This window comes from Streptomyces echinatus, assembly GCF_014203595.1.
Classification (GTDB): Bacteria; Actinomycetota; Actinomycetes; order Streptomycetales; family Streptomycetaceae; genus Streptomyces; species Streptomyces echinatus.
On the sequence record NZ_JACHJK010000029.1, the window covers coordinates 25875 to 51747 of the forward strand.

The 25873-nt window shown below is 71.7% G+C and carries 24 protein-coding genes and 2 pseudogenes; 20 read left to right on the plus strand and 6 right to left on the minus strand.

Annotated features, from left to right (window positions below):
- The first annotated feature begins 27 nt into the window (after positions 1–27).
- On the plus strand, positions 28–1179 hold the full coding sequence (locus tag FHS34_RS40120; protein WP_184975338.1) for an NADH-quinone oxidoreductase subunit D: 1152 nt from the start codon (positions 28–30) through the stop codon (positions 1177–1179).
- Between the two features lie 68 nt (positions 1180–1247).
- Here FHS34_RS40120 and FHS34_RS40125 read toward each other — a convergent pair whose 3' ends face one another.
- The gene (locus FHS34_RS40125; protein ID WP_225817928.1) at positions 1248–2381 is read right to left on the minus strand and encodes an SAM-dependent methyltransferase; all 1134 of its coding nucleotides are present in this window, start codon (positions 2379–2381) and stop codon (positions 1248–1250) included.
- 118 nt (positions 2382–2499) lie between these two features.
- On the opposite strand from FHS34_RS40125, the gene FHS34_RS40130 reads away from it, so the two are divergent.
- Positions 2500–3705: a sensor histidine kinase gene (locus FHS34_RS40130; RefSeq protein WP_184975341.1), complete on the plus strand. Its 1206-nt coding sequence runs from the start codon at positions 2500–2502 to the stop codon at positions 3703–3705.
- Positions 3706–3811: 106 nt separating this feature from the next.
- Positions 3812–4483, plus strand: coding sequence for a response regulator (locus tag FHS34_RS40135; RefSeq protein WP_184975343.1), 672 nt, complete (start codon positions 3812–3814; stop codon positions 4481–4483).
- Between the two features lie 48 nt (positions 4484–4531).
- On the opposite strand, the gene FHS34_RS40140 is transcribed toward FHS34_RS40135, so the two are convergent.
- Positions 4532–5638, minus strand: a complete 1107-nt coding sequence (locus FHS34_RS40140; protein ID WP_184975346.1) for a DUF5937 family protein — start codon at positions 5636–5638, stop codon at positions 4532–4534.
- Between the two features lie 205 nt (positions 5639–5843).
- On the opposite strand from FHS34_RS40140, the gene FHS34_RS40145 reads away from it, so the two are divergent.
- Positions 5844–6053, plus strand: a complete 210-nt coding sequence (locus tag FHS34_RS40145) for a hypothetical protein (RefSeq protein WP_184975349.1) — start codon at positions 5844–5846, stop codon at positions 6051–6053.
- A 49-nt stretch (positions 6054–6102) separates the two neighbouring features.
- On the opposite strand, the gene FHS34_RS40150 is transcribed toward FHS34_RS40145, so the two are convergent.
- The gene (locus FHS34_RS40150) at positions 6103–7287 is read right to left on the minus strand and encodes a threonine aldolase family protein (protein ID WP_184975353.1); all 1185 of its coding nucleotides are present in this window, start codon (positions 7285–7287) and stop codon (positions 6103–6105) included.
- 183 nt (positions 7288–7470) lie between these two features.
- On the opposite strand from FHS34_RS40150, the gene FHS34_RS40155 reads away from it, so the two are divergent.
- The 10 genes from FHS34_RS40155 (at position 7471) to FHS34_RS40200 (ending at position 15894) form a co-directional block, all read left to right on the plus strand.
- Positions 7471–8481: a Rossmann-like and DUF2520 domain-containing protein gene (locus FHS34_RS40155; protein WP_184975356.1), complete on the plus strand. Its 1011-nt coding sequence runs from the start codon at positions 7471–7473 to the stop codon at positions 8479–8481.
- Entirely contained in the window at positions 8478–9470 is a 993-nt protein-coding gene (panC, locus tag FHS34_RS40160; protein ID WP_184975359.1) for a pantoate--beta-alanine ligase, read from the plus strand. The genes FHS34_RS40155 and panC overlap by 4 nt, the downstream gene beginning before the upstream one ends.
- A complete protein-coding gene (locus FHS34_RS40165; protein ID WP_184975362.1) occupies positions 9467–11164 on the plus strand; it encodes an L-aspartate oxidase in 1698 nt (565 codons plus the stop codon). Before panC ends, FHS34_RS40165 begins: the two co-directional genes overlap by 4 nt.
- Before the next feature lie 29 nt (positions 11165–11193).
- Positions 11194–12171, plus strand: a complete 978-nt coding sequence (gene nadC, locus FHS34_RS40170) for a carboxylating nicotinate-nucleotide diphosphorylase (RefSeq protein WP_184975367.1) — start codon at positions 11194–11196, stop codon at positions 12169–12171.
- Positions 12172–12176: 5 nt separating this feature from the next.
- Entirely contained in the window at positions 12177–12974 is a 798-nt protein-coding gene (locus FHS34_RS40175; RefSeq protein WP_184975370.1) for a type III pantothenate kinase, read from the plus strand.
- A gap of 157 nt (positions 12975–13131) precedes the next feature.
- Positions 13132–13794 carry a hypothetical protein gene (locus FHS34_RS40180; protein ID WP_184975407.1) on the plus strand — a complete coding sequence of 221 codons (663 nt, stop codon included), beginning with the start codon at positions 13132–13134 and terminating at the stop codon, positions 13792–13794.
- 198 nt (positions 13795–13992) lie between these two features.
- Positions 13993–14169 (plus strand): hypothetical protein, encoded by a 177-nt coding sequence (locus FHS34_RS40185; RefSeq protein WP_184975373.1) that lies wholly within the window; start codon positions 13993–13995, stop codon positions 14167–14169.
- Positions 14170–14365: 196 nt separating this feature from the next.
- Positions 14366–14812 carry a BlaI/MecI/CopY family transcriptional regulator gene (locus tag FHS34_RS40190; RefSeq protein ID WP_245002608.1) on the plus strand — a complete coding sequence of 149 codons (447 nt, stop codon included), beginning with the start codon at positions 14366–14368 and terminating at the stop codon, positions 14810–14812.
- A gap of 9 nt (positions 14813–14821) precedes the next feature.
- On the plus strand, positions 14822–15355 hold the full coding sequence (locus FHS34_RS40195; protein WP_184975379.1) for an amino-acid N-acetyltransferase: 534 nt from the start codon (positions 14822–14824) through the stop codon (positions 15353–15355).
- A 203-nt stretch (positions 15356–15558) separates the two neighbouring features.
- Positions 15559–15894, plus strand: coding sequence for a histone-like nucleoid-structuring protein Lsr2 (locus tag FHS34_RS40200; RefSeq protein WP_184975382.1), 336 nt, complete (start codon positions 15559–15561; stop codon positions 15892–15894).
- Here FHS34_RS40200 and FHS34_RS42115 read toward each other — a convergent pair.
- Complete coding sequence (locus FHS34_RS42115; protein WP_225817925.1) at positions 15873–16760, minus strand: SCO3374 family protein; 888 nt, start codon at positions 16758–16760, stop codon at positions 15873–15875. The genes FHS34_RS40200 and FHS34_RS42115 overlap by 22 nt on opposite strands.
- Positions 16761–17208: 448 nt before the next feature.
- Here FHS34_RS42115 and FHS34_RS40205 point away from each other — a divergent pair, with 448 nt between their 5' ends.
- Positions 17209–19734 (plus strand): ATP-dependent Clp protease ATP-binding subunit, encoded by a 2526-nt coding sequence (locus FHS34_RS40205; protein WP_184975384.1) that lies wholly within the window; start codon positions 17209–17211, stop codon positions 19732–19734.
- A 590-nt stretch (positions 19735–20324) separates the two neighbouring features.
- On the opposite strand, the gene FHS34_RS40210 is transcribed toward FHS34_RS40205, so the two are convergent.
- Positions 20325–20957 carry an HAD family acid phosphatase gene (locus FHS34_RS40210; RefSeq protein WP_184975387.1) on the minus strand — a complete coding sequence of 211 codons (633 nt, stop codon included), beginning with the start codon at positions 20955–20957 and terminating at the stop codon, positions 20325–20327.
- Positions 20958–21433: 476 nt separating this feature from the next.
- Between FHS34_RS40210 and FHS34_RS40215 the strand changes: the two genes are divergently transcribed.
- Positions 21434–21985 carry a M23 family metallopeptidase gene (locus tag FHS34_RS40215; protein ID WP_184975390.1) on the plus strand — a complete coding sequence of 184 codons (552 nt, stop codon included), beginning with the start codon at positions 21434–21436 and terminating at the stop codon, positions 21983–21985.
- 55 nt (positions 21986–22040) lie between these two features.
- On the opposite strand, the gene FHS34_RS40220 is transcribed toward FHS34_RS40215, so the two are convergent.
- A complete protein-coding gene (locus FHS34_RS40220) occupies positions 22041–22640 on the minus strand; it encodes a TetR/AcrR family transcriptional regulator (protein ID WP_184975393.1) in 600 nt (199 codons plus the stop codon).
- Positions 22641–22768: 128 nt separating this feature from the next.
- Here FHS34_RS40220 and FHS34_RS40225 point away from each other — a divergent pair, with 128 nt between their 5' ends.
- The 4 genes and pseudogenes from FHS34_RS40225 (at position 22769) to FHS34_RS43185 (ending at position 25516) form a co-directional block, all read left to right on the plus strand.
- Positions 22769–24340, plus strand: a complete 1572-nt coding sequence (locus tag FHS34_RS40225) for an MDR family MFS transporter (RefSeq protein WP_184975396.1) — start codon at positions 22769–22771, stop codon at positions 24338–24340.
- A 174-nt stretch (positions 24341–24514) separates the two neighbouring features.
- A pseudogene (locus FHS34_RS40230) lies at positions 24515–24951 on the plus strand (helix-turn-helix transcriptional regulator); the annotation flags it as partial.
- A 2-nt stretch (positions 24952–24953) separates the two neighbouring features.
- Positions 24954–25136, plus strand: a pseudogene (locus FHS34_RS43180) (VOC family protein); the annotation flags it as partial.
- A gap of 29 nt (positions 25137–25165) precedes the next feature.
- Complete coding sequence (locus tag FHS34_RS43185) at positions 25166–25516, plus strand: TetR-like C-terminal domain-containing protein (protein ID WP_225817923.1); 351 nt, start codon at positions 25166–25168, stop codon at positions 25514–25516.
- The last annotated feature ends 357 nt before the right edge of the window (positions 25517–25873 follow it).

Genomic DNA, 25873 nt, shown 5'->3' on the forward strand with positions numbered 1-25873 from the left:
CCAGCGTACGTAGGGGAAACTGGGGCCATGACTCCTACGACGGAGACCACGGTCGGCATCGGCGGCGCTGCGGAGAGTACCGACATGGTGCTCAACATCGGTCCCCAGCATCCGTCCACGCACGGCGTCCTGCGGCTCAAGCTCGTACTGGACGGCGAGCGCATCGTGCACGCGGAGCCGGTGATCGGCTACATGCACCGGGGCGCCGAGAAGCTCTTCGAGGCACGGGACTACCGGCAGATCATCGTGCTCGCCAACCGGCACGACTGGCTGTCCGCGTTCTCGAACGAGCTGGGCGTGGTCCTCGCCGTGGAGCGGATGCTCGGCATGGAGGTCCCCGAGCGCGCGGTGTGGACGCGCACCCTGCTCGCCGAGCTGAACCGGGTGCTGAACCACCTGATGTTCCTCGGCTCCTACCCGCTGGAGCTGGGCGGGATCACGCCGGTGTTCTACGCGTTCCGGGAGCGCGAGGTGCTCCAGAACGTGATGGAGGAGGTCTCCGGCGGGCGCATGCACTACATGTTCAACCGCGTCGGCGGCCTCAAGGAGGACCTGCCGGCCGGCTGGACGGCCCGCGCCCGTGAGGCCGTCGCGGCCGTGCGCTCGCGCATGGACGTCTTCGACGACCTGGTGCTCGGCAACGAGATCTTCCGTGGCCGCACGCGCGGCGTCGGGGCACTGGCTCCGGAGACGGTGCACGCCTACGGCGTGAGCGGACCCATCGCGCGCGGCTCCGGCGTCGACTTCGACCTGCGCCGTGACGAGCCCTACCTGGCCTACGGCAACCTCCAGGACGTCCTGAAGGTCGCCACCCGCGGCGAGGGCGACTGCCTCGCCCGCTTCGAGATACTGCTGGACCAGACCCACAACGCCCTGGACCTCGCCGACGCCTGCCTGGACCGGCTCGCGGAGCTGCCGCCCGGCCCGATCAACCAGCGGCTGCCCAAGGTGCTGAAGGCGCCCGAGGGGCACACGTACGCGTGGACCGAGAACCCGCTCGGCATCAACGGCTACTACCTGGTCAGCAAGGGCGAGAAGACGCCGTACCGGCTGAAGCTGCGCTCGGCCTCGTACAACAACATCCAGGCGCTGACCGAGCTGCTGCCGGGAACGCTGGTGGCGGACATGGTGGCGATCCTGGGGTCGATGTTCTTCGTGGTCGGCGACATCGACAAGTAGGCCGCCGCCCGGGCGGCCGGGCGCGCGGACCCAAGGTGTGGACAGGGGTGCGGACCCGCGGGTGTGGTTCACCGGCCGGGTGAGTCCTCGGGGCCCGGCTCCAGGGCGCCCGGCTCCAGGGGGTCCGGCTCCAGGGGGTCCGGGATGCCGACCGGCTGCAGGAGCCAGCCGAAGTCGCCGAGACCGCCGGGTGCCGTGAGTTCGGCGGCCTCCCCGGCGCTCGCGAGGGCGCGTACGTAGGCCGCGGGATCCGTCGAGGCCAGCGCGAGCGCGGGGCGTGCGCCGGTGAGGCCGAGGGCATGCAGCGCAGCGCGTTGCGTGAGCAGGCGTGCGCCGGAAAGCTCACGCGCCCGTTCACCGGTCTCCCGCGCCGTGCCGGAGGGCGTGCGCGGCGTGGCCGGGGCCACCGCGCACGCGTCCAGTGCCACGTGCGCCGTGATGTCGCACGAGCCGTCCGGCACGGGCGCCGTCTCGCGCCCCTCCCGGAAGCCGGTGAGCGTCCCGAACGGAGGGCGCGCGCCCGCGGTGTGCGCGTAGTCCACGGCCACCGCGAGCCCTCGCACCACCCGGTCCACGGCCGCTCCCCAGGCCCGGTCCCGGGGCAGGCCGATCTCCGCCCGCAGCCCCTCCTCGGCGGGCAGCGGCCACCAGCGCGCGAGCCAGCCGGCCTCCTCGCCCGTCACGGGCTCCCCGAGCCGCTCGGAGCCGTCCTCCGTGACGAGCACCAGCCGGGGCACGCCGGCGGAGTCCACCTCCACGACGTCCACGGGGACGTTGTCCAGCCACTCGTTGGCGAACAGCAGCCCGCTGACCTCGTCCGGGAGCTCCCTCAGCCAGGTGATCCGCGCGTCCAGGCCGGCCGGGCGGTCGGCGACGTCGACGGCGTACGCACGCACGCGTGCGGCCACGTCGGCGGGCAGGGCGGCGAGCACCCCGGTGACCAGCTCGCCCCGCCCGGCACCCATGTCGACGAAGTCCAGCACCGCGGGCCGCCCCAGAGCCGCGTCCACCCGGCACAGCAGCCCGGCCACGGCCCGCGCGAACAGCGGGGAGGCGTGCACGGAGGTGCGGAAGTGACCGGCCGGGCCCTCCGGGCGGCGGTAGAAGCCACCGGGTCCGTACAGAGCCGTCTCGGCCGCCGCGCGCCAGCCGCGTGGGCCGGAATTCCCGCGGAAGTCCTCCACTGTCGTCTCATCCGTCACCGGCACAGACTAGGCGCACAGATGATCACGGCCTCCACCTTGGGGAGTACGCGCGCCCGGCACGGATCGGCCCTTCGGTTGACCCCTGCACGCATCCGGTTTCCCTACTCTGGGTTACGTGCAGCGCCTCTATGACTTCCTCCGCCGCCACCCGACGTGGGTCGACGCCTTCTGGGCCGTCGCCCTGTTCGGGGTGTCCGCGCTGAGTGTGGTCACTCTCGACGGGGTGCGTGGTCACCACGGGACGGCCGCCGGGGGGATCATCGTCTCCGTCGCCCTGTGCGTCGTCGTGGCGCTGCGCCGCCGGCTCCCGGAGCCGATGCTGCTGCTCGCCCTCGGGACCGGACTGGCCCAGCTGGTCCTGGACGTCGAGACGACCCCCGCCGACTTCGCCATGCTCGTGATCACCTACACGGTCGCGGCGATAGGCGCGCTCTGGGCCTCCCGGCTCGCCCTCGCCGTCAGTCTCTGCGCGGCGACCGTGGCCCAGATCCGCTGGCCGGACGAGCACAGCAGCTTCGCCGGGCAGATCGCCATAGCGGTCTTCCAGACGGTGCCCTTCGCCCTCGCCTGGGTGCTCGGCGACTCCATGCGCACCCGGCGCGCCTACTTCGCCCAGCTGGAGGAGCGCGCGGCCCGTCTGGAGAAGGAGCGCGAGGCGCAGTCGAAGGTCGCGGTGGCCGCCGAGCGCGCTCGGATCGCGCGCGAGCTGCACGACGTCGTCGCGCACAACGTGTCGGTGATGGTGGTGCAGGCCGACGGGGCCGCCTACGTCATGGACGCCGCGCCCGACCAGGCGAAGAAGGCCCTGGAGACGATCTCCTCCACCGGCCGTCAGGCCCTCGCCGAGATGCGCCGCCTGCTGGGCGTGCTGCGCACCGGCGAGCACCAGGAGAGCGGCGAGTACGTCCCGCAGCCCGACGTCGAGCAGATCGACGACCTCATCGAGAAGTGCCGCAGCTCCGGCCTCCCGGTCGACTTCAAGGTGGAGGGCACCCCGCGCCCGCTGCCCAGCGGAGTGGAGCTGACCGCGTACCGGATCGTGCAGGAGGCGCTCACCAACACGCGCAAGCACGGCGGGCCCAACGCGGGCGCGAGCGTCCGGCTGGTGTACTTCGACGACGGTCTCGGCCTGCTCGTCGAGGACGACGGCAAGGGAGCGCCGCACGAGCTGTACGAGGAGGGCGGCGCCGACGGGCAGGGACACGGCCTGATCGGTATGCGCGAGCGGGTCGGCATGGTCGGCGGCACGCTGGACGCCGGGCCGCGCCCGGGCGGAGGATTCCGCATCAGTGCCCTGCTCCCGCTCAAGCCGGCGCACTGACCCTGCCGCAGGCCCCCTGTTGACCCCCGCACCACCCCTTGCCGACGGCGCCCGGAGACGGCGTACGGCGGCGGGGGCGGCAACCGAAGACACGGAAGAGGACCCGATGACGATCCGCGTGATGCTCGTCGACGACCAGGTGCTGCTGCGCACCGGATTCCGGATGGTGCTCGCCGCCCAGCCGGACATGGAGGTCGTCGCGGAGGCGGGCGACGGCGTGGAGGCCCTCCAGGTGCTGCGGTCCACCGCCGTCGACGTCATCCTGATGGACGTCCGCATGCCGAAGCTGGACGGTGTGGAGACCACCCGGCGGATCTGCGGGGAGCCGGACGCGCCGAAGGTCCTCATCCTCACCACGTTCGACCTGGACGAGTACGCCTTCTCCGGGCTGAAGGCGGGCGCCTCCGGCTTCATGCTCAAGGACGTGCCGCCCGGGGACCTGCTGGCCGCCATCCGCGCCGTGCACAGCGGTGACGCGGTCGTGGCGCCCTCCACCACCCGGCGCCTGCTGGACCGTTTCGCGCCGATGCTGCCCTCCACCGGCAAGGAGCCGCAGCACAAGGAGCTGGAGCGGCTCACCGAGCGGGAGCGGGAGGTGATGGTGCTGGTGGCGCAGGGCCTGTCCAACGGCGAGATCGCGGCCCGGCTCGTGCTGAGCGAGGCGACGGTGAAGACCCATGTGGGCCGCATCCTGACCAAGCTCGGCCTGCGCGACCGGGTGCAGGTGGTCGTGCTGGCGTACGAGACGGGGCTGGTGCGCGCCGGCGGCCACGGCTGACCGGAAGCGGCGGCGGGCCAGGGCCGGCCGGGCCGGTGGCGATGCCCGCTACCGGAGTATGCCCTCCAGGAAGTCGCTGCCCAGCCTGGCGACGACGGTGACGTCCAGCTGGTGCAGCACGTACCGGCCGCGGCGGCGGGTGGAGACCAGGCCCGCCTTCTTCAGGACGCTCAGGTGCCGGGATATCTCGGGGGCCGTCATGTCGTGGAACTGCGCGAGCTCGCTGGTGGTGTAGGCGCTGCGCGCCAGATGGCGGCAGAGCCGCATCCGCACGGGGTGGGACAGGGCGCTCATCCGCAGCGCGAGCTGTTCCACGGAGGGCGGGGCCGCCAGCTCGGGTGAGCCGACGGGGTAGTGCAGCACCGGCTGCCAGCCGTACCGGTGCAGGACGCTCAGGTGCGGCCAGCCCAGGCTCGTCGGGACGAGGAGGAGGCCCCCGTCCGCCGTGGCCGAGCTGCAGCTGCCCAGCTTGTCGACCGTGATCGTGGCGGCATTCTCGTCGAGCGTCACGGTAGGCGACACCGCCGCCAGCGCCTCGGCCATGCCCCGGCGCAGCAGGAGGTCCGTCTTGTGGCGGGCGTCCGCCGCGAGCTGGTGCTTCAGCCGGGACCAGGTCTCCGCGAAGAACGCCTCGTCGCAGTCCTGCACGAACTGCCGCACCCAGGCCCGGATCCGCGGCGGGTCGCAAAGCAGCCGCTCGGCGAACCGCACCTGCCGGGGCCCGCGCGAGGCGGCCAGCTCCAGCGCCCGGCGGCGCACGTCGGCGTCGGCGAGCGCGGAGGGGCCCTGCGCGCCGTACGGCAGCGCGCAGGTGAACTCCATCGCCGCGTCCACGAACTGTTCGTCCGTCAGTTTGTCCAGCAGGTCCAGGTCTTCGGCGAGGGTGGCACCGGGCAGCGTGCTCCGGCCCGCGACGCCCGCGAACGGCAGGAACAGGTCCGAGAAGGTCGAGCGCCAGAGGAAGTCCGCCTCGCACATCCGGTCGGCCAGGTGGGTGTCCAGCCGGGCCGTCACGCCCGTCACCCAGCCCTGCAGTCCGGGGTGGTGCCCCGGCTCCGACAGCGCGTGCAGCGCCATGCCCAACTCGGCCAGGGGCGAGGGGACGGCGGCGATCCTCTCCGGCCGCAGCCCCGCGATGTCGATGCGCACGCTCATGCCCCCATGGTGCCCGCCGCCACCGACAACCGGGCCGCCGATTGACGGCGGACGTCAATCGACGCGACTTCCCCCGCCGGGCGGCGCAGTCTGGAGCACCGGGGCAGCCGCGGAGCCCGATCACTCACCGAGCGGTCGTCGACAGTCGGCGACCGAGTCGACGACCAGTCAGCGATCACTCGACGTCCCGAGAAGGCGATCCGCCATGAGCATCACCCAGCAGTACCTCCTCGACAGCCACCGCGCCCGTCTGCACGGCGAGCCGGAGCCGCCCGCGCCGGGCCGTCACGACGTCGCCGTGGTCCGCGAGCTGCGCGACTACCGGCGCTTCCGCGCGGTCATCGCCGGGCGCCCGGCGCACGGACGCCTCCGGCAGGCCCTGAGCCGCTGGCTGCGCCCCCGCGCACTCGGCTGAGCCGCGCGCCCCACCGGGCCCCGCCGGGCCGTGTGCCCGGCGCGCTCGGCTACGCCCGCTCCGGCAGGCGGTCCACGAAGTCCCGCACGGCCGCGCGGACGTCGTCCGCCGTCCACTCCAGGCCGGCGGCGGCCACCGTGACCTCCGTCCAGGCCAGACCGGGCCCGCCGGCGTTCCAGGGGCTCGAGAACAGGAACACCGCGCTCTCCTCCGCCTGCCGCACCGCCGCCTCCGCCGGCCCCTCGGAGTCGTACGGCAGCCAGACCTGGAACTGATGGGTGTGCGGCACCCCGGGGTGCACTCGCGCCCACGGCAGCCCGGCCTCGGCGAACCCCTCGCGCAGCGCGGCGGCGACCACGCGCGCGTGGCGGACGTAGTCGGGCAGCCGGGGCAGCTCCCGCTCCAGACCGACCAGGGCGGACAGCGCGGTCGGGAACTGCTGGAAGATCATGCCGCCGTAGCGGTGCCGCCAGGTCTTCGCCTCCTCGATCAGGGTCAGCGGGCCGGCCAGGGCCGCGCCGCCGAAACCGCCGAGGGACTTGTAGAAGGACACGTAGACGCTGTCCGCAAGGCCCGCGATCTCCCGCAGTGGGCGCTCGAAGTGGACGGTGGACTCCCACAGGCGGGCGCCGTCGAAGTGCACGACCGCGTCGCGCTCCCGCGCGGCCTCGACGACGTCGTTCAGCTCCTCCCAGGTGGGCAGCAGGAAACCGGCGTCCCTGAGGGGAAGTTCCAGCATCAGTGCCCCGAAGGGCTCGGCGAAGTCGCGTATCTCCGCGGCCGTGGGCAGCCGGGGCTCGCTGGTCACATGGACCGGGCGCAGGCCGCTGAGCTGGCTGAACGCGTCCCGCTCGTGCACTTCGGGGTGACCCAGGGGATGCAGGGCCACCGTGGGGCTGCCGGTGCGGGCCGCCCAGCAGCGCAGGGCCACCTGCTGCGCCATCGTCCCGGTCGGGAAGAACGCGGCGGCCTCCGTGCCGAGCAGCGCGGCGACCCGTTCCTCCACAGCGGCCACGATCCGGTTGCCGTAGATGTCGGTCGGCTCGTCCACGTCGTAGACGTCGGGGGCCGCCTCCGTCAGCTCCGCGAGGCGCTCCCGGATCGATCCGCCCGTGCTCGCGCGTGCCAGCGTGCGCCGCACCTGCCGGTGGGCGGTCGCGCGCCGCTCACGCAGCCGCTCCTGCGCCGACCGTTCCCCGCCCTGCTCCATCTCCAGCCCAGCTGTCTCCGTCATGGCGTGGATCATGCCGTGCCCGACCGGCGGGGGACACCGGGATTTCCACGCGGGGCCCGGGGCCGAAGCGTGGGGAAACCCACAGCCTGTGGACAACCGGTCGGCGCCGGAACGAGATAGCGTTAACATGACGAGAAATCGTCCGGTACCCAGAGCGGACTGGAACGGGAAGGCCGCCGTCGCGTGAGTACATTCCACCAGCCAGACCTCAAGGACCGCCCCGCCCGGCTCACCGTCGGCGTCGTCGGCGCCGGTCGCGTGGGCCCCGCGCTCGCCGCGTCCCTCCAGCTCGCCGGGCACCGCCCGGTGGCCGTCTCCGGCGTCTCCGACGCCTCCCGCAGGCGCGCCGAGGCCATGCTCCCGGGCGTCCCGCTGGTGCCGCCCGCCGAAGTCCTCCAGCGCGCCGACCTGGTCCTGCTCACGGTCCCCGACGACGCCCTCCCCGCCCTGGTCGCCGGCCTCGCCGAGACCGGCGCGGTACGGCCGGGACAGCTGCTCGTGCACACCTCCGGCCGGTACGGCGCGCAGGTCCTCGACCCGGCCCTGCGCGCGGGCGCGCTCCCGCTGGCCCTGCACCCGGCGATGACCTTCACCGGCACCCCCGTGGACGTCCAGCGACTCGCGGGCTGCTCCTTCGGCGTCACCGCGCCCGAGGAGCTGCGGCTGGCCGCCGAGGCCCTGGTGATCGAGATGGGCGGCGAGCCGGAGTGGATCAGCGAGCAGAACCGCCCGCTGTACCACGCGGCCCTCGCCCTCGGCGCCAACCACCTGGTGACCCTGGTCGCCCAGTCCATGGAGCTGCTGCGCGCGGCAGGCGTGGGGGCGCCCGACCGGATGCTCGGCCCGCTGCTCGGCGCCGCCCTGGACAACGCGCTGCGCTCCGGCGACGCCGCCCTGACCGGGCCGGTCGCGCGCGGGGACGCCGGCACGGTCGCCGCGCACGTCACCGAGCTGCGCAAGCACGCCCCGCAGACCGTGGCGGGCTATCTGGCGATGGCCCGCGCGACCGCCGACCGCGCGCTCGCCCACGGCCTGCTGAAGCCGGAACTGGCCGAGGACCTCCTCGGGGTACTCGCCGACGGAAGCCACGCGGGCGGCGGAGCCGGCGGCACGAACGGCACCGAGGGCACGAACGGCACCGAGGGCACGAACGGCACCGACGGCACGAACGGCACCGAGGGGAACGACCGATGAGCACCGCCCTGCTGAGCACCGCCGAAGAGCTGCACGCGCGCGTGCGCCACGGCCGCCGAGCCGTCGTGATGACCATGGGCGCCCTGCACGAGGGCCACGCCACCCTCATCCGCTCCGCGCGCGAGATCGCCGGCCCGGACGGCGAGGTCGTCGTCACCGTCTTCGTCAACCCGCTGCAGTTCGGCGCGGGAGAGGACCTGGACCGCTACCCGCGCACCCTGGACGCCGATCTGAAGCTCGCCGCGGAGGCGGGCGCGGACGCCGTCTTCGCGCCCTCCGTGGACGAGGTGTACCCGGGCGGTGAACCCCAGGTGCGCCTCTCCGCGGGACCCATGGGCGAGCGCCTTGAGGGCGCCTCCCGGCCCGGCCACTTCGACGGCATGCTCACCGTCGTCGCCAAGCTGCTGCACCTCACCCGCCCCGACGCCGCCCTGTTCGGGCAGAAGGACGCCCAGCAGCTGGCCCTGATCCGGCGCATGGTGCGGGACCTGAACTTCGGCGTCGAGATCGTCGCCGTACCGACCGTGCGCGAGGAGGACGGGCTCGCCCTGTCCAGCCGCAACCGCTACCTCTCGGTGGACGAGCGCCGCAGCGCGCTCGCGCTGTCCCGCGCGCTGTTCGCCGGCCGCGACCGGCACGCGGCGCAGGAGGCGCTGCGCGCGCGGGCCCGGGAAGTGCCCTCCACGCACGCGCGTGCCGAGGCGCTGAGCGCCATAGGGGAGTCCCGCGCGGCGGCCGACGCGCACGCGGTGGCCACCGCCGCGCCCGGCGGCCCGGCGGCCGTCCGCGCCGCCGCCCACCAGGTGCTGGACGAGGCCCTCCGCTACGACCCGCCGCTGCGGCTGGACTACCTCGCGCTGGTCGACCCCGCCGACTTCACCGAGATCGGCGACGACTTCACCGGCGAGGCCGTCCTCGCCGTCGCCGCCCGGGTCGGAAAGACCCGGCTGATCGACAATCTTCCTCTCACCTTCGGAGCCGCCTCGTGACCAGCACAGGCATACGACTGCACGCACCCGCCCCCGGGTGGAACATCTCCGCGGACGTGGTCGTCGTCGGCTCCGGAGTGGCGGGCCTGACCGCGGCGCTGCGCTGCGAGGCCGCCGGGCTGCGGACCGTCGTCGTCACCAAGGCCCGCCTCGACGACGGTTCCACGCGCTGGGCCCAGGGCGGCATCGCCGCCGCCCTCGGCGAGGGCGACACGCCCGAGCAGCACCTGGAGGACACCCTGGTGGCCGGCGCGGGCCTGTGCGACGAGGAGGCCGTACGGATCCTCGTCACCGAAGGCCCCGACGCCGTACGGCGCCTGATCTCCACCGGCGCCCACTTCGACACCGACGACGAGGGCGACATCCACCTCACCCGCGAGGGCGGCCACCACCGGCGCCGGATCGCGCACGCGGGCGGCGACGCGACCGGCGCGGAGGTCTCCCGGGCGCTCGTCGAGGCCGTACGCGCGCGCGGGCTGCGCACCATCGAGAACGCGCTGGTGCTGGACCTGCTGACCGACGCCGACGGCCGCACGGCCGGTGTCACGCTGCACGTGATGGGCGAGGGCCAGCACGACGGCGTGGGCGCCGTGCACGCCCCCGCGGTGGTGCTCGCGACCGGCGGCATGGGCCAGGTGTTCTCGGCGACCACCAACCCGTCCGTGTCGACCGGTGACGGTGTGGCGCTGGCGCTGCGCGCGGGCGCCGAGGTCAGCGACCTGGAGTTCGTGCAGTTCCACCCGACCGTGCTGTTCCTCGGCATGGACGCCGAGGGCCAGCAGCCGCTCGTCTCCGAGGCGGTGCGCGGCGAGGGCGCCCACCTGGTCGACGGGGACGGCGTGCGCTTCATGGTGGGCCAGCACGAACTGGCCGAGCTGGCCCCCCGCGACATCGTCGCCAAGGGCATCCTGCGGCGGATGCTGGAGCAGGGCGCCGAGCACATGTACCTCGACGCCCGGCACTTCGGCGCCGACATGTGGGAGCACCGGTTCCCCACCATCCTGGCCGCCTGCCGCGCCAACGGCATCGACCCGGTCACCGAGCCCATCCCGATCGCCCCCGCCGCGCACTACGCCTCCGGCGGCGTCCGCACCGACGCGCGGGGACGCACGACGGTCCCGGGCCTGTACGCGTGCGGCGAGGTCGCCTGCACCGGTGTGCACGGCGCCAACCGGCTCGCCTCGAACTCCCTCCTCGAAGGCCTCGTCTACGCCGAGCGGATCGCCGACGACATCGTCGCTGCCCGCGCGGAGGACGGCCTCCACGCACGCGTGCCCGCACCGGTCCCGCACCCCGAGACGCCCGCGCACCCGCTGCTGGCCCCCGAGTCCCGCTTCGCCATCCAGCGGATCATGACCGAGGGCGCCGGCGTGCTGCGCTCGGAGGAGTCTCTCGCCACGGCCGCCGGGCAGCTCCAGCGGCTGCACGCCGAGGCCCGTGACGCCCTGGACGAGAACGGCAAGACCGCCGAGCCCGGCGTCGACACCTGGGAGGCCACCAACCTCCTGTGCGTGGCCCGTGTCCTGGTCGCCGCCGCCCGGCAGCGCGAGGAGACCCGCGGCTGCCACTGGCGCGAGGACCGTGCCGAGCGCGACGACGACACCTGGCGGCGCCACATCGTCGTACGGCTCAATCCGGACCGGTCGCTGGCCGTACGCACCACGGACACCGCAGACTTCCCCCCTACCCGGTAACACCCCAGCGTCCAGGAGCAGTGACGAACGTGAGCACCGACGACCTTCCTCTCGCCACCACCGGCGGCTGCGGCGACGGCTGCGCCTGCGGCACGGAGGGCGACGAGGAGTACCTGGAGTGCGGGCTCGACCCCGCGCTCGCCGAGCTGCTGGCCGCTGCCGGGCTCGACCCCGTCGAGGTCGAGGACGTCGCCAACGTCGCCATCCAGGAGGACCTGGACGGCGGCGTGGACGTGACGACGGTCTCGACCATCCCCGAGGACGCCGTCGCCACCGGTGACTTCACCGCGCGCGAGGGCGGCGTCGTGGCCGGCCTGCGGGTCGCCGAGGCCGTGCTCTCCGTGGTGTGCACGGACGAGTTCGAGGTCGAGCGGCACGTGGAGGACGGCGACCGGATCGAGGCCGGGCAGAAGCTGCTGTCGGTCACCACGCGCACGCGTGACCTGCTCACCGCCGAGCGCAGCGCGCTGAACATCCTGTGCCGTCTGTCCGGCATCGCGACGGCCACGCGCGCGTGGGCCGACGCGCTGGAGGGCACCACGACGAAGGTCCGCGACACCCGGAAGACGACGCCGGGCCTGCGTTCGCTGGAGAAGTTCGCCGTCCGCTGCGGCGGGGGCGTCAACCACCGCATGTCGCTGTCCGACGCGGCCCTGGTGAAGGACAACCACGTGGTCGCCGCCGGCGGCGTCGCGCAGGCCTTCAAGGCCGTCCGGGAGGCCTTCCCGGAAGTGCCGATCGAGGTCGAGGTCGACACCCTGCACCAGCTGCGCGAGGTCGTGGACGCGGGCGCGGACCTGATCCTGCTGGACAACTTCACGCCCGACCAGTGCGCGGAGGCCGTCGGGATCGTCCGCGGGCGGGCCCTGCTGGAGGCCTCCGGCCGGCTCACGCTCGACACCGCGCGCGTGTACGCCGACACGGGCGTGGACTTCCTGGCCGTCGGCGCGCTCACCCACTCCTCGCCGATCCTGGACATCGGCCTGGACCTGCGCGAGGCGGAGTAACGGCCATGCTCCTCACGATCGACGTCGGCAACACGCACACGGTCCTCGGCCTGTTCGACGGCGAGGACATCGTCGAGCACTGGCGCATCTCCACGGACGCGCGGCGCACGGCGGACGAACTGGCGGTTCTGCTCCAGGGTCTGATGGGGATGCACCCGCTGCTCGGCGACGAGCTGGGCGACGGCATCGACGGCATCGCCATCTGCGCGACCGTCCCGTCGGTGCTGCACGAGCTGCGCGAGGTCACCCGGAGGTACTACGGCGACGTACCCGCCGTCCTCGTGGAGCCGGGCGTCAAGACGGGCGTGCCGATCCTCACCGACAACCCCAAGGAGGTCGGCGCGGACCGGATCATCAACGCGGTCGCGGCGGTCGAGCTGTACGGCGGCCCGGCGATCGTCGTGGACTTCGGTACGGCGACCACCTTCGACGCGGTCTCCGCGCGCGGGGAGTACGTCGGCGGGGTGATCGCGCCCGGTATCGAGATCTCCGTGGAGGCGCTCGGCGTCAAGGGCGCGCAGCTGCGCAAGATCGAGGTGGCCCGGCCGCGCAGCGTGATCGGCAAGAACACGGTCGAGGCCATGCAGGCGGGCATCGTGTACGGCTTCGCCGGGCAGGTCGACGGGGTGGTGAGCCGGATGGCGCGCGAGCTGGCCGACGATCCGGACGACGTGACGGTGATCGCCACGGGCGGGCTCGCGCCGATGGTGCTGGGCGAGTCCTCGGTGATCGACGAGCACCAGCCGTGGCTGACGCTGATGGGGCTGCGCATGGTGTACGAGCGGAACGTCTCACGGCTGTGAGCGACGGCCGGCGCCCGCGCGGGGGCCGGCCTGCCCGGTGACCCCGGACGAGGGAACGCCGGAGCGACACGCAGCGAAACAACGTTCCGATCCGTCACTTTTGTCCGATTAGCGATAGCGTCGCCGCATGCCCACGCCATACGGATCCCGCGGCGGCATGGCGTTCGGCGCGGAGGAGCTGCGTGTGCTCCGCCGCGCCCTCGCCCTCGCCCTTCACCCCGGCCACGTCTCCGCCGAGGACGTGCAGGACTGCTACCGGCTCGCCGAGTCGCTCGACGAGGCGATGCGCGAGGGGGCCAGGCTGCGCTCCTTCCTGGTGGCCGACCTGGGCCGGTACCGGGCCGCGCTGCCGGGCACCGCCGCCGGTTACCTCGCCCTCCTGGAGGAGGCGCTCGGCGCCGGGCACCGGCCCACGCCGGACGATCTCGCCGCGCTCCGGGCGTTGCGCGGGAACCCCGCGGCGGCGGCCCTGCTGGACCGCTGCCAGGGGCTGGCCGAGCAGGACGTGCGGGCGCGGTTCGCGCAGGGAGCGCGCAAGGTGCCGGCGCCCGCCGTGCCGCCCGCGCGAACGCGCCTGCTGGCCCTTGCGGGCGGCGCGGGAGAGCCCGGGGTCCGGCAGGAGGACGAGCAGGCCGAGGGGCCGTCCAGGCCCCCGCAGAAGCCCTCGCCGAAGCCATCGCCGGGACCCGCGGAGCGGCCCGCGGGCCCGGCCGAGCCGGAGCCGGCGGCACCGAAGCGGCCCATCCCGACGCCGGGGGAGGTCTTCCCGCGCCGCAAGCCGACGCCGCCGGCCGAATCCCGCCAGCTGGCCGCGGGCTGACCCCACCGCCCGGCGCTCCGGCCGACCCCGCCCCACCGGCGCTCCGGCCGACCCCGCCCCACCGCCGCCCCGGCTGACCTCGTCGCCCCGGGCGACCCCGCCGCACCGACGGCCCGGCCTCCGTCCGGGCCGTCCGGGCCGTCCTCTCAGCGTGTACCCCGCCCCTTTCGCCCGTTCCGCCGTGGATACTCTGGAGACATGGACTACGTCTCCGCGCTCGTGCCCCCGGTCGTCATGGCCGTGTTCTTCATCGGTGTGGTCAGGGTGATCGTGAAGACCCAGGGCGGGGCCGCCAAGGCCAGGGAGGACGCCGCCGTCGACGCCGCGCTCGCGCGCGCGGAGGGCCCGCGCAAGGCTCCCGCCGCCGACGCCTGAGGAGACTCCCCCTCCGCGCTCCGACGGGCCCCCGGCCCTCCCGGCGTACGACTCCCACGCCCCGCCGCTTTCCGAGTCGTACGCCCTTTTTGTTCGCGTTTGCAGCTCTAGCGCACGTCCGGCACGCCATTGCCGGGATCTCCCACTATTGTTCTGAGCTGTGCCTCGCCCATTGGGAGAACTCGAAGACGCGGTCATGACGCGGGTGTGGAAGTGGAACCGCCCGGTGACCGTTCGAGAAGTCCTGGAAGACCTCCAGCAGGAACGGTCCATCGCGTACACCACCGTGATGACCGTTTTGGACAATCTCCATCAGAAGGGCTGGGTGCGCCGAGAGGCGGAAGGACGCGCCTATCGATATGAGGCCGTGTCGACACGAGCCGCGTACGCCGCGGCCCTGATGAACGACGCCTGGTCGCAGAGCGACAACCCGGCCGCCGCTCTCGTCGCCTTCTTCGGCATGATGAGCCAGGAACAGCGCCAGGCCCTCAGGGACGCCGTACGCATCGTCCAGGGTCCCGAAGAAACCCGGGAAGCGCCCGCGGCCCGGCAACAGGAAGCCCCCGAAGTGCGGCAACGGGAAGCTCCGGAAGCCCGGCAAGAGGAGAGCCCCGGCTCGGCGCAGGACACGGACGGGCGATAGCGTCCGCTCATGTCAGCAGAGCGTCCCGAAGTCTCCGCAAAAGCCATCACCGTCCGGCGGGCCCGGACCAGCGATGTCCCGGCCGTGCGCCACCTCCTCGACGCCTACGTCCGCGACCGCATCCTGCTCGACAAAGCCATGGTCACGCTTTACGAGGACATCCAGGAGTTCTGGGTCGCGGAACGCGACGACAACGCCGAGGTGGTCGGCTGCGGCGCGCTGCACGTCATGTGGGAGGACCTGGCGGAAGTCCGCACTCTGGCGGTGAAGCCCGGCCTCAAGGGCGCCGGTGTCGGCCATCACTTGCTGGAGAAGTTGCTCCAGACCGCGCGCTGGCTCGGCGTTCGACGGGTTTTCTGCCTGACCTTCGAAGTGGACTTCTTCGGGAAGCACGGCTTCGTGGAGATCGGGGAGACACCGGTCGACACCGATGTGTACGCGGAGCTGTTGCGTTCCTATGACGAGGGCGTCGCGGAGTTCCTCGGTCTCGAACGAGTGAAGCCGAACACCTTGGGCAACAGCCGGATGCTTCTGCATCTGTGATCGTCATTGCCCCGGTTCCCTATGTCCGAAACGCGCATGTTTCCGGGCGCGGGTGGTCTGCTGAGTCACTCCCGAGGGTTTGTGTTTTTCCGGCAAAAGCGGTTTGCTTTCCGACGTACTGCAGTACTGCATATAACAGGGGCGGCGAAACGGCGGACGCCGCACACCCCTGGTCCTCAACGTTATCGATGAAAGGAAATGCGGTGGCACAGAAGGTTCAGGTCCTTCTTGTCGACGACCTCGACGGCGGCGAGGCGGACGAGACCGTGACGTTCGCGGTCGACGGCAAGACGTACGAGATCGACCTCACGACTGCCAATGCGGACAAGCTGCGCAGCCTTCTTGATCCCTATGTCAAGGGCGGGCGTCGTACCGGCGGCCGTGCCTCGGGCGGGCGTGGAAAGGCGCGTGCCGCTGCCGGCGGCAACCAGGACACCGCGGCGATCCGCGCCTGGGCGAAGGAGAACGGTTACGAGGTCAATGACCGCGGCCGTGTTCCCGCGTCGATTCGCGAGGCCTACGAGAAGGCCAACGGCTGATTCCGCCGACCGGCGGGATGCCCGGCGCGGGTGCGCCGCAGCCGGACCCGGTGGCACTGCGCTGCCACCGTGTCCACCAGTCGTACGAGATCGGGGGCGCTCCCTTCGCGCCCCACGCCCGGCCCGGCCGTCATGGCGGGCATCGAGGGCATGGCCGGCAGCGAGTTCCCGATCTCGTCTCCCGGCCCGGGGGGCCGCAGCCACACAGCGGCCACGGCCCCCTGAACCGATACGGCCCGCGCGGATCCGGCCTCCGCGGATCCGGCCCGCGCGGAACTGGCGCGTGGCGAGCCGGCCCGCACGGGATCAGGCCGTGCGCATGCAGGCCCCGGGCCTTCGGGTCGTAGTGGTGCGGGACGCAGTGATGCGGGTCGCAGGGAGTCGGGACGCGGCGATTCAGGTCGCGGGGATTCAGGCCGTAGGGCGGTCGTCCCCGCGGGTGGCGGCGGCGCCTCCAGCGTGCCGCCCGGCCCCAGGGCCCGCAGGTCCAGGGACACCGCTCCCCACTCCAGCCAGTCCAGCAGTCCGGGCAGCTCCTCCGCGCTGCCCGGGGCCACCAGCACCTCCATCCGGTCACCCCGAAGGATGACGGGAGAGTCCGGTGCGAGATGCCGGAGCGCTTGCGCGCCCGCCTCGGCCGGCACGTCCAGCACGTCGAACCGCACCCCCGTGAGCAGCCGGAGCGGCCGTCCGGGCACTGTCGGCCAGCCCAGATCGTTCTCGTACCAGTGCCGGGCCCGGGCTTCCGGGGCGGCCAGGAGAGCGGCGGCGTGTCCACCGGCGGGGAGAGCGCCGGCGGTGGGATCGGCGGCGCCCGGTGCATCCGGGTCGGGGGGCCGGCGGGGAAGGGGGACCGTGGAGGTCATGGGGACTGAGCCAACCATGCCAAGTGCAACCGTCGAAGCGGCGTTCAGGTTACGCTGGGTGCCCTGTCGCCTGCGCAGAGTGCCGGAAATGGGGGCGCGCGGGAGCCCGGGGAGGCGCAAGGTTGTTCGCCCATAGCGGAGTGAGCCGGTGCGCGCCGCATGGAGTGTCAGTGCCCGCGGGTAAGACATGCCTAGTGGGAGGGGGCGACACGCAGGACGGGGCGTCTCACGTTCGCCATCGGCGTACTGGCGACTGGGGTAACTGCCTGGCCTGCGGGAACATCGTCTCGCACCATCGGGTTGGAGCAGATGTCGGCGTTCGGGGTCAGGAGGCCATCGACGGTGTCGGCAGTTGGAATGAGCGGTCCCCGCTTGCGGGACTAAGCTGCGGAAGGACAGGGAGGGGAAGTTCCCCCCACTGCCTGACCGCTCTGAGGAGCGATTAACGATGTTCGAGAGGTTCACCGACCGCGCGCGGCGGGTTGTCGTCCTGGCTCAGGAAGAAGCCCGGATGCTCAACCACAACTACATCGGCACCGAGCACATCCTCCTGGGTCTCATCCACGAGGGCGAAGGTGTCGCCGCTAAGGCCCTGGAGAGCCTCGGCATTTCGCTTGAGGCGGTCCGCCAGCAGGTGGAGGAGATCATCGGCCAGGGCCAGCAGGCCCCGTCCGGGCACATCCCCTTCACTCCCCGTGCCAAGAAGGTCCTGGAGCTGTCGCTCCGCGAGGCTCTTCAGCTGGGCCACAACTACATCGGCACGGAGCACATCCTGCTCGGCCTGATCCGTGAGGGCGAGGGCGTGGCCGCCCAGGTCCTGGTCAAGCTGGGCGCAGACCTCAACCGGGTGCGGCAGCAGGTCATCCAGTTGCTCTCCGGTTACCAGGGCAAGGAGACCGCCACCGCCGGCGGCCCGGCCGAGGGCACCCCCTCGACCTCCCTCGTCCTTGACCAGTTCGGCCGGAACCTCACCCAGGCCGCTCGTGAGTCCAAGCTCGACCCGGTCATCGGGCGCGAGAAGGAGATCGAGCGGGTCATGCAGGTGCTGTCCCGCCGTACCAAGAACAACCCGGTGCTGATCGGTGAGCCCGGCGTCGGCAAGACCGCCGTCGTCGAGGGCCTCGCCCAGGCCATCGTCAAGGGCGAGGTGCCCGAGACGCTCAAGGACAAGCACCTCTACACGCTGGACCTCGGCGCCCTGGTCGCAGGCTCCCGCTACCGCGGTGACTTCGAGGAGCGCCTGAAGAAGGTGCTCAAGGAGATCCGCACCCGCGGCGACATCATCCTGTTCATCGACGAGCTGCACACGCTGGTCGGTGCGGGTGCCGCCGAGGGCGCCATCGACGCGGCCTCCATCCTGAAGCCGATGCTGGCCCGCGGTGAGCTGCAGACCATCGGTGCGACCACGCTGGACGAGTACCGCAAGCACCTGGAGAAGGACGCGGCCCTGGAGCGCCGCTTCCAGCCCATCCAGGTCGCCGAGCCGTCCCTGCCGCACACGATCGAGATCCTCAAGGGTCTGCGCGACCGGTACGAGGCGCACCACCGCGTCTCCATCACGGACGAGGCCTTGGTCCAGGCCGCCACCCTGGCCGACCGCTACATCTCCGACCGCTTCCTGCCGGACAAGGCGATCGACCTGATCGACGAGGCCGGTTCCCGGATGCGCATCCGCCGGATGACCGCGCCGCCGGATCTGCGCGAGTTCGACGAGAAGATCGCCGCCGTCCGCCGGGACAAGGAGTCCGCGATCGACTCGCAGGACTTCGAGAAGGCCGCCTCCCTGCGCGACAAGGAGAAGCAGCTCCTGGCCGCCAAGGCCAAGCGGGAGAAGGAGTGGAAGGCCGGCGACATGGACGTCGTCGCCGAGGTCGACGGCGAGCTGATCGCCGAGGTCCTCGCCACGGCCACCGGCATCCCGGTCTTCAAGCTGACCGAGGAGGAGTCCAGCCGTCTGCTCCGCATGGAGGATGAGCTGCACAAGCGGGTCATCGGCCAGAACGACGCCGTCAAGGCGCTGTCGAAGGCGATCCGCCGTACGCGCGCCGGCCTGAAGGACCCGAAGCGTCCGGGCGGTTCGTTCATCTTCGCCGGCCCGTCCGGTGTCGGTAAGACCGAGCTGTCCAAGGCGCTCGCCGAGTTCCTCTTCGGTGACGAGGACGCGCTGATCTCCCTCGACATGTCGGAGTTCAGCGAGAAGCACACGGTGTCCCGTCTCTTCGGTTCGCCCCCCGGGTACGTGGGCTACGAAGAGGGCGGCCAGCTGACCGAGAAGGTCCGCCGCAAGCCGTTCTCCGTCGTCCTCTTCGACGAGGTCGAGAAGGCCCACCCGGACATCTTCAACTCGCTGCTGCAGATCCTGGAGGACGGTCGCCTGACCGACTCCCAGGGCCGGGTCGTGGACTTCAAGAACACGGTCATCATCATGACGACCAACCTCGGCACCCGGGACATCTCCAAGGGCTTCAACCTCGGCTTCGCCGCCGCGGGTGACACGAAGACCAACTACGAGCGCATGAAGAACAAGGTCTCGGACGAGCTGAAGCAGCACTTCCGGCCCGAGTTCCTCAACCGCGTCGACGACGTGGTCGTCTTCCCGCAGCTGACGCAGGCGGACATCCTGCGGATCGTCGACCTGATGGTCGGCAAGGTGGACGAGCGCCTGAAGGACCGGGACATGGGCATCGAGCTCTCCCAGTCCGCCAAGGAGCTGCTGGCCAAGAAGGGCTACGACCCGGTGCTGGGCGCGCGTCCGCTGCGCCGCACGATCCAGCGCGAGATCGAGGACACGCTCTCGGAGAAGATCCTCTTCGGCGAGCTGCGTCCCGGTCACATCGTGGTCGTGGACACCGAGGGCGAGGGCGACGCCGCCACCTTCACCTTCCGGGGTGAGGAGAAGTCGGCTCTGCCCGACGTCCCGCCGATCGAGCAGGCGGCCGGCGGTGCCGGACCGAACCTGAGCAAGGACGCGTAGGCGTCCGCTGATCGACCGAACGGAAAGGGGCCGGTGCCTTGGGGCACCGGCCCCTTTCCGTTCTTCTCACCGGGCCGGGTCCTTCTCACAAGGCATAGGGGCCGGCCTCGGCCGGCTCCCTGGCCTCCTCCGCCGTGCGGGGCGGCCGCAGGGCGCGGGCCAGGTCCTCGGTGTGCCGGCGTACCGGCGGGTCGAGTTCCGTCGCGTGCTCCCGACAGGGAAGGTGCGGTGGACCAGGTGCAGGGTGTCCGGGGCGGGGCTGAGCAACAGGCCCGTGCGGACCAGGAAATGGTCCAGGACGGCCGCAGCGTCCCCGAGTACCGACGCCGTCGGCACGGCCGGGAGGATCTCCGCGACGATGCTCTGCGCCCGGTCGCGGTCCGTCTCCGTCCGGCCGATCTCCCCGAGCCGCACGGTCCGGGTGGCCGGCACGGCCCCGGGGCCGTCCGCCGGGAACAGTCTCTTCAGCAGCGAGACGATCAGTCCGGACGCCGGCGCCCCGCCGATCGCCGTCGGCTCCGTCCGCCACCCCCGTGGTCGTACAACGGCTGGGGCACGGATGGAGCGTAGCCCGGGGACCTGGCCCCGTGTTACGACAACTGGCCGTCGTAGTCGGGGAGTTTGTACGTCTTCTCGGCGTGGCCGCCCGACAGGTCGGTGGCGCTGTTGCCGATGTTCGCGATGATCGTGTAGCCGTGGTTCTCGATGTCGACGCGCTGGGCGGTCTTGTAGGCGGCGACGTCCTTGAAGAGGTCGAACAGGCCGCGGACGCGGAGGCCGGAGATCTCGTAGCCGTCGTGTTCGAGGTTGTACTCGGTGGGCCAGTACAGGATGCCGGGGCGGGCGGTGACGAAGAAGAGGGAGACGCCGTGGTCCTGGGCGTAGCGGGCGACGTCCAGGACGGGCTTGTTGGCCGGCTGCGGGTAGCTGAAGCCGAAGTCGGTCTCCAGCGTGGTGTTGTCGATGTCGAAGACGATCGCCTGCTTCTCACCGGGCCCGGCGGCGGCGATGCGGCTCTTCAGGTACGGCAGGGCCTGGTCCATGACCGCCCGGCAGTCCTTCTGCCAGGTGGCGTAGTCGGTCTTCGCGGACGTGCTCGCGGTCGCCGTGGCAGCCGTGCCGTCCGTCGCCTCCGCCGCCTGGACCGGGCCGGCCAGCGCGGCCAGGGCGGCCACGGATACGGCGGTCACGGAGATACGGCGCGCCCAGGGGCGTGTGGTCATCGTGGGGGTCCTCTCACGTCCGTACGTCATGTCCGTACGTCATGTCCGTACGCATGAATGTCAGGGGCATGATCTTTGGGGAGAGTGGCGCGAAAGGAACCGTAGGGTTACCGGACGGTAGGTGCCTAGAGGCCTGCATCACATTTCTGTGGCTCTCGGTTTGGGCAGCCGGTGATAAGGGGCACAGGCGAAATGTCCGTTACTACCTTAGATAGTGGGATCAGTCGGGTGGGCAAATCGGGCGAAAAGCGGACCACCACTCCAGGGGGTCCCGACAGGGAATGACGTCGTCAGCGGCGGGGTGAGCGCGCCGCGCGACTGTCAAGAACGCGATTCGTTTCGCGGTCGGCTACTACCTGATGCCGTAGTTGGGCCGTTTTGGGCTTGATGTGGTGCTCGGTTACCAAGGGATGGCCGCTCCGGACGAACGACTGTGCGCCGGGTGGCGACCTGTCTCCCGAGTTCACGAGGTCACGATGATCCGACGCTTCACGTCCCGCACCACTCGTACGTCCTCGCAGCGCAACCGCGTGGCCGTCCTGGCTGCCGGTATCGGCGCCACGGCCGTGCTGGGGACCGGGGTCGCGAGCGCCGCCACCGCGTCCGCCGCCTCCTGGGTCGACCCGGTGAAGAAGTACACGCTCTCCGCCAGCTTCATGCAGGCCGGCAGCCACTGGGTCGCCAAGCACAGCGGCCAGGACTTCGCCGTGCCGACCGGCACCGAGGTCGTCGCCGCGCACGGCGGCACCGTCGTCAAGGCCGGCCCGAACGGCGCCGGTGACGGCCCGGCGTACGGCAACGCCGTCGTCATCAAGCACGGCAACGGCACCTACTCGCAGTACGCGCACCTGTCCCGGATCGACGTCCGGATCGGTCAGATCGTGGGCACCGGCCAGCACATCGCCCTGTCCGGCTCCACCGGCAACTCCACCGGTCCGCACCTGCACTTCGAGATCCGCACCACCCCGAACTACGGCTCCGCCGTCGACCCGGTCTCGTTCCTGCGCGCCAAGGGCGTGACGGTCTGACCCAGGGCTTCCCGTCCGGACCGGGCCGGTCTCGGCCTGATCCGGACGAAGGACCCTAATCCCTCTCGCGGGCGTGCTCGTGCGCCTGCTTGACCAGGTCCAGGGCGACCTCGAGAACGGCTTCGCGCTTCTTCTCGGGGTCGCCTTCCAGGTCCTGCATCACGAACATGCCGGCGTGCAGCGTGAACATCGCGCTCACCGAGCGCACCTGGTCCACGAGCTGCGCCTCGGGGTCGATGAGGATGTCCCGCAGGCCGCGCATCCGGTCCTTGAAGGTGTCGCCGATGCGCAGTTCCCGTACCGTCGCCTGGTTCTCCTGCATGAACCGGAAGAGCGGCTCCGCGCCCGAGAGCGCCTCGCTGTAACGGCGGACGATCTCCTGCTTGGTCTCCAGCGTGTGCGGCTGGCGCCTGCCCCACTCGATCAGGTCCTCGATCGGCTTCGTCAGGTCCTCGAAGAGGCTGACGATGATCTCTTCCTTCGTCTTGAAGTGGTAGTACAGGGCCGCTTTGGTGACGTCGAGACGCGCGGCGATCTCCCGCAGGGAGGTCTTCTCGTAGCCCTGCTCCGCGAAGAGTTCGAGCGCCACGTCCTGGATGCGCTGGCGGGTGTTGCCGCGGCGCTGCTGCTTGGTGCCGTCCATGGTGACGCCCATCCTCGTACTCCTCGCGCTTCCGCGGAAACTTACTTGACGCCCGGCTAGTAACGGGGCTACCTTCCCAGTGTAGTGAGTACTAGCCGGGCGGCAAGTAAGTAACGGCCGCAAGGGGGAATGGAAAGACGATGGCGGACACTGTCGAACAGGACGCACAGGGCAAACGGCCCAGGAGCGTGCGAGTGGTGCTGCTCGCACTCATGATCGCGATGATGCTCGCGATGCTGGACAACATGATCGTGGGTACGGCCATGCCGACGATCGTCGGCGAACTGGGCGGCCTGGAGCACCTCTCCTGGGTCGTCACCGGCTACACCCTGGCCACCGCGGCCTCCACCCCGATCTGGGGCAAGCTCGGTGACATGTTCGGGCGCAAGGGCGCCTTCCTCAGCTCGATCGTGATCTTCCTGATCGGTTCGGCGCTGAGCGGCATGGCCCAGGACATGGGCCAGCTGATCGGGTTCCGCGCCGTGCAGGGTCTCGGCGCCGGCGGCCTGATGGTCGGCGTCATGGCGATCATCGGCGACCTCATCCCGCCGCGGGAGCGCGGCAAGTACCAGGGCCTGATGGCCGGTGTGATGGCGCTCGCCATGATCGGCGGCCCGCTGGTCGGCGGCACCATCACCGACAACTGGGGCTGGCGCTGGGCCTTCTACATCAACCTGCCGCTCGGCGTGTTCGCCCTCGCGCTGGTCACCGCCGTGCTGCACCTGCCGAAGAAGCGGGCCAAGGCGGGCATCGACTATCTCGGTGTCATCCTGCTGACCGTCGGCATCACCGCGATCGTCCTGGTCACCACCTGGGGCGGCACCGAGTACGCCTGGACCTCCGCGCGGATCATGGAGCTGATCGGCATCGGCGTGGCCTCGCTGATCGGATTCGTGTTCTGGCAGACCCGGGCCGCCGAGCCGGTCCTGCCGCTGCACATCTTCAGGAGCCGCAACTTCACCCTGATGTCGGTCATCGGCTTCATCACCGGCTTCGTGATGTTCGGCGCCACGCTGTTCCTGCCGCTGTACCAGCAGGCGGTGCAGGGCGCCTCCGCGACCAACTCCGGTCTGCTGCTCCTGCCGATGCTCGGCGCGATGCTCGTGACCTCGATGATCGCCGGACGGATCACCACCGGCAGCGGCCGGTACAAGCTCTTCCCGATCGCGGGCGGAGCGCTGATGATCGTCGGGCTGTACCTGCTGTCTCTGATGGACACGGACACGACCCGGCTGACCTCCGGCCTCTACATGGCCGTGCTCGGCGCCGGCATGGGCTGCCTGATGCAGGTCACCATGCTGGTCGCGCAGAACAGCGTGCAGATGAAGGACATGGGTGTGGCGTCCTCGTCCACCACCCTGTTCCGTACCCTCGGCTCCTCCTTCGGTGTGGCCATCATGGGCGCGCTGTTCAACCACCGGGTCCAGGACGTCATGGCCGAGCGGGCCGGCACGGCGGGACAGAACCTCACCGCGAAGTCGGCCCAGCTGGACGCGGAGAGCCTGAAGAAGCTCCCGGCCGCGGCCCGGGAGGCCTACCAGCACGCCGTCTCGTCGGGCACGCACTCCGCGTTCGTGCTCGGTGCGGCGATCTCGGTGCTGGTGCTGGTCGCGGCGCTGTTCGTCAAGGAGGTGCCGCTGAAGGGCGGCCCGCAGAAGCCCTCCACCGACGGCGCGGAGGCGGCGCCCGCGGCCGTGGCCGAAGCCGTCTGACCCGTCCCGCATCCGAAGGCCCCGGCGGGTGTCCGCCCCGGGGCCTTCGGCCTGTGCCGCCGGGCCCCCGTGCCACCTCCCGCCCGATGTCGGACCCCGTGCCACGACCGGCCCGATGCCGAATCCCCATGCCACCACCGGCCCGACGTCGGACCCCGGTGCCACCATCGGCCCATGGACAGAATCCGCCGTCTGCGTCTGGCCAAGGACGCCATGGACCGGGACTGGGCCGACCCGGAGCTCGACCTCGACGTGGTGGCGGCCCACGCCGGGTGCTCGCGGTATCGCTTCCTGCGCGCCTGAGCAAGGAGGCGTACGGCGAGACGCCCGGCCGGTGTCTGACCCACCGCCGGATCGAGCGGGCCGAGGAGATGCTCCGCAGCGCCAACCTCACGGTGACCGAGATCTGCACCCTGGTCGGGTTCAGCAGCCTCGGCACCTTCTCCGCCCGCTTCAAGACCCGGACCGGCCTCACCCCGAGCGAGTACCGCACCAGGCACGTGGGCCGCGGCGCCGCCCTCATCCCCGGCTGCTACGCCATGCTCTGGGCCGGCGGTTTCGACACCGCAAGATCGAAGAAGCGCGCCGCCCCCGGCCCTGCCTACGGTGACCGGAGGCCTTCTTCACCGAGGAACTGGGCTTCGAGGTGCGCAGCGATCTCGCCATGGGCGACATGCGCTGGGTCACCGTCGGCGCCAGGCAGCAGCCCGGCGTGGAGCTGGCGCTGATGAGCCTGGACGGCCCGGGCCTGGACCCCGAGTCCGCCGAGGCGCTGAAGAAGCTGGTCGCCAAGGGCGGGCGCTCACCGACCAGGCCGCGCAGGACGTGCCCGCGCCGGACACCGGCACCCTGCGCGGGGACCTGCGCGCGCCGGCGGTGGCCACCTTCGAGGCCGCCCAGCGCCCGCCGGCCGCCCCGGCCCTGCGCACCCTCGTCCGCGAGGCGGCCCGGGACCCGCATCTGGCGGAGCTGCTGCGGACGTTCACCGAATCCCGGCGGGCCGCCGTGCACGAGATCCTGGAACGGGGCCGGCAGCGCGGCGAACTGCCCGCCGGCCGGGACCCCGGCCTGCTCGTCGACCAGTTCTACGGCCTCTTCCGGTACCGCTTCCTGCTCGAACACGCCCCGCGGGACGCGGACACGGCGATCCGCCTCGCCGACTCCCTGCTCGGCTGAGCCCCTTCACCGCCCCGGCCCGCCCCGGCCCGGCCCAACGCCGGTCGCCTCCGGCCGACGGCAGCGGGAACGGGCGCCCCGCTCGCCGGCGAACGGCGACGGCGGGGCGGCCGTGCTGGTCGCGTGCGGACAGCGGAGGCGGGGCAGGCGGGGCGCCCGCGGACGACGGCGCTGAGGCAGGCGGACCCGGTCGCCCCCGTACGGCGACGGCGAGGCAGATGGTTCCGGTCGCCCCCGTACGGCGACGGCGAGGCGGGCGGTTCTAGGCGCTGTTTCTCGGATCATGTGCGAAGCCAGATGATCAGGGCTGCGAGGGTGACGGTACCGAGGTAGGTGTAGGCCCGTTTCTCGTAGCGT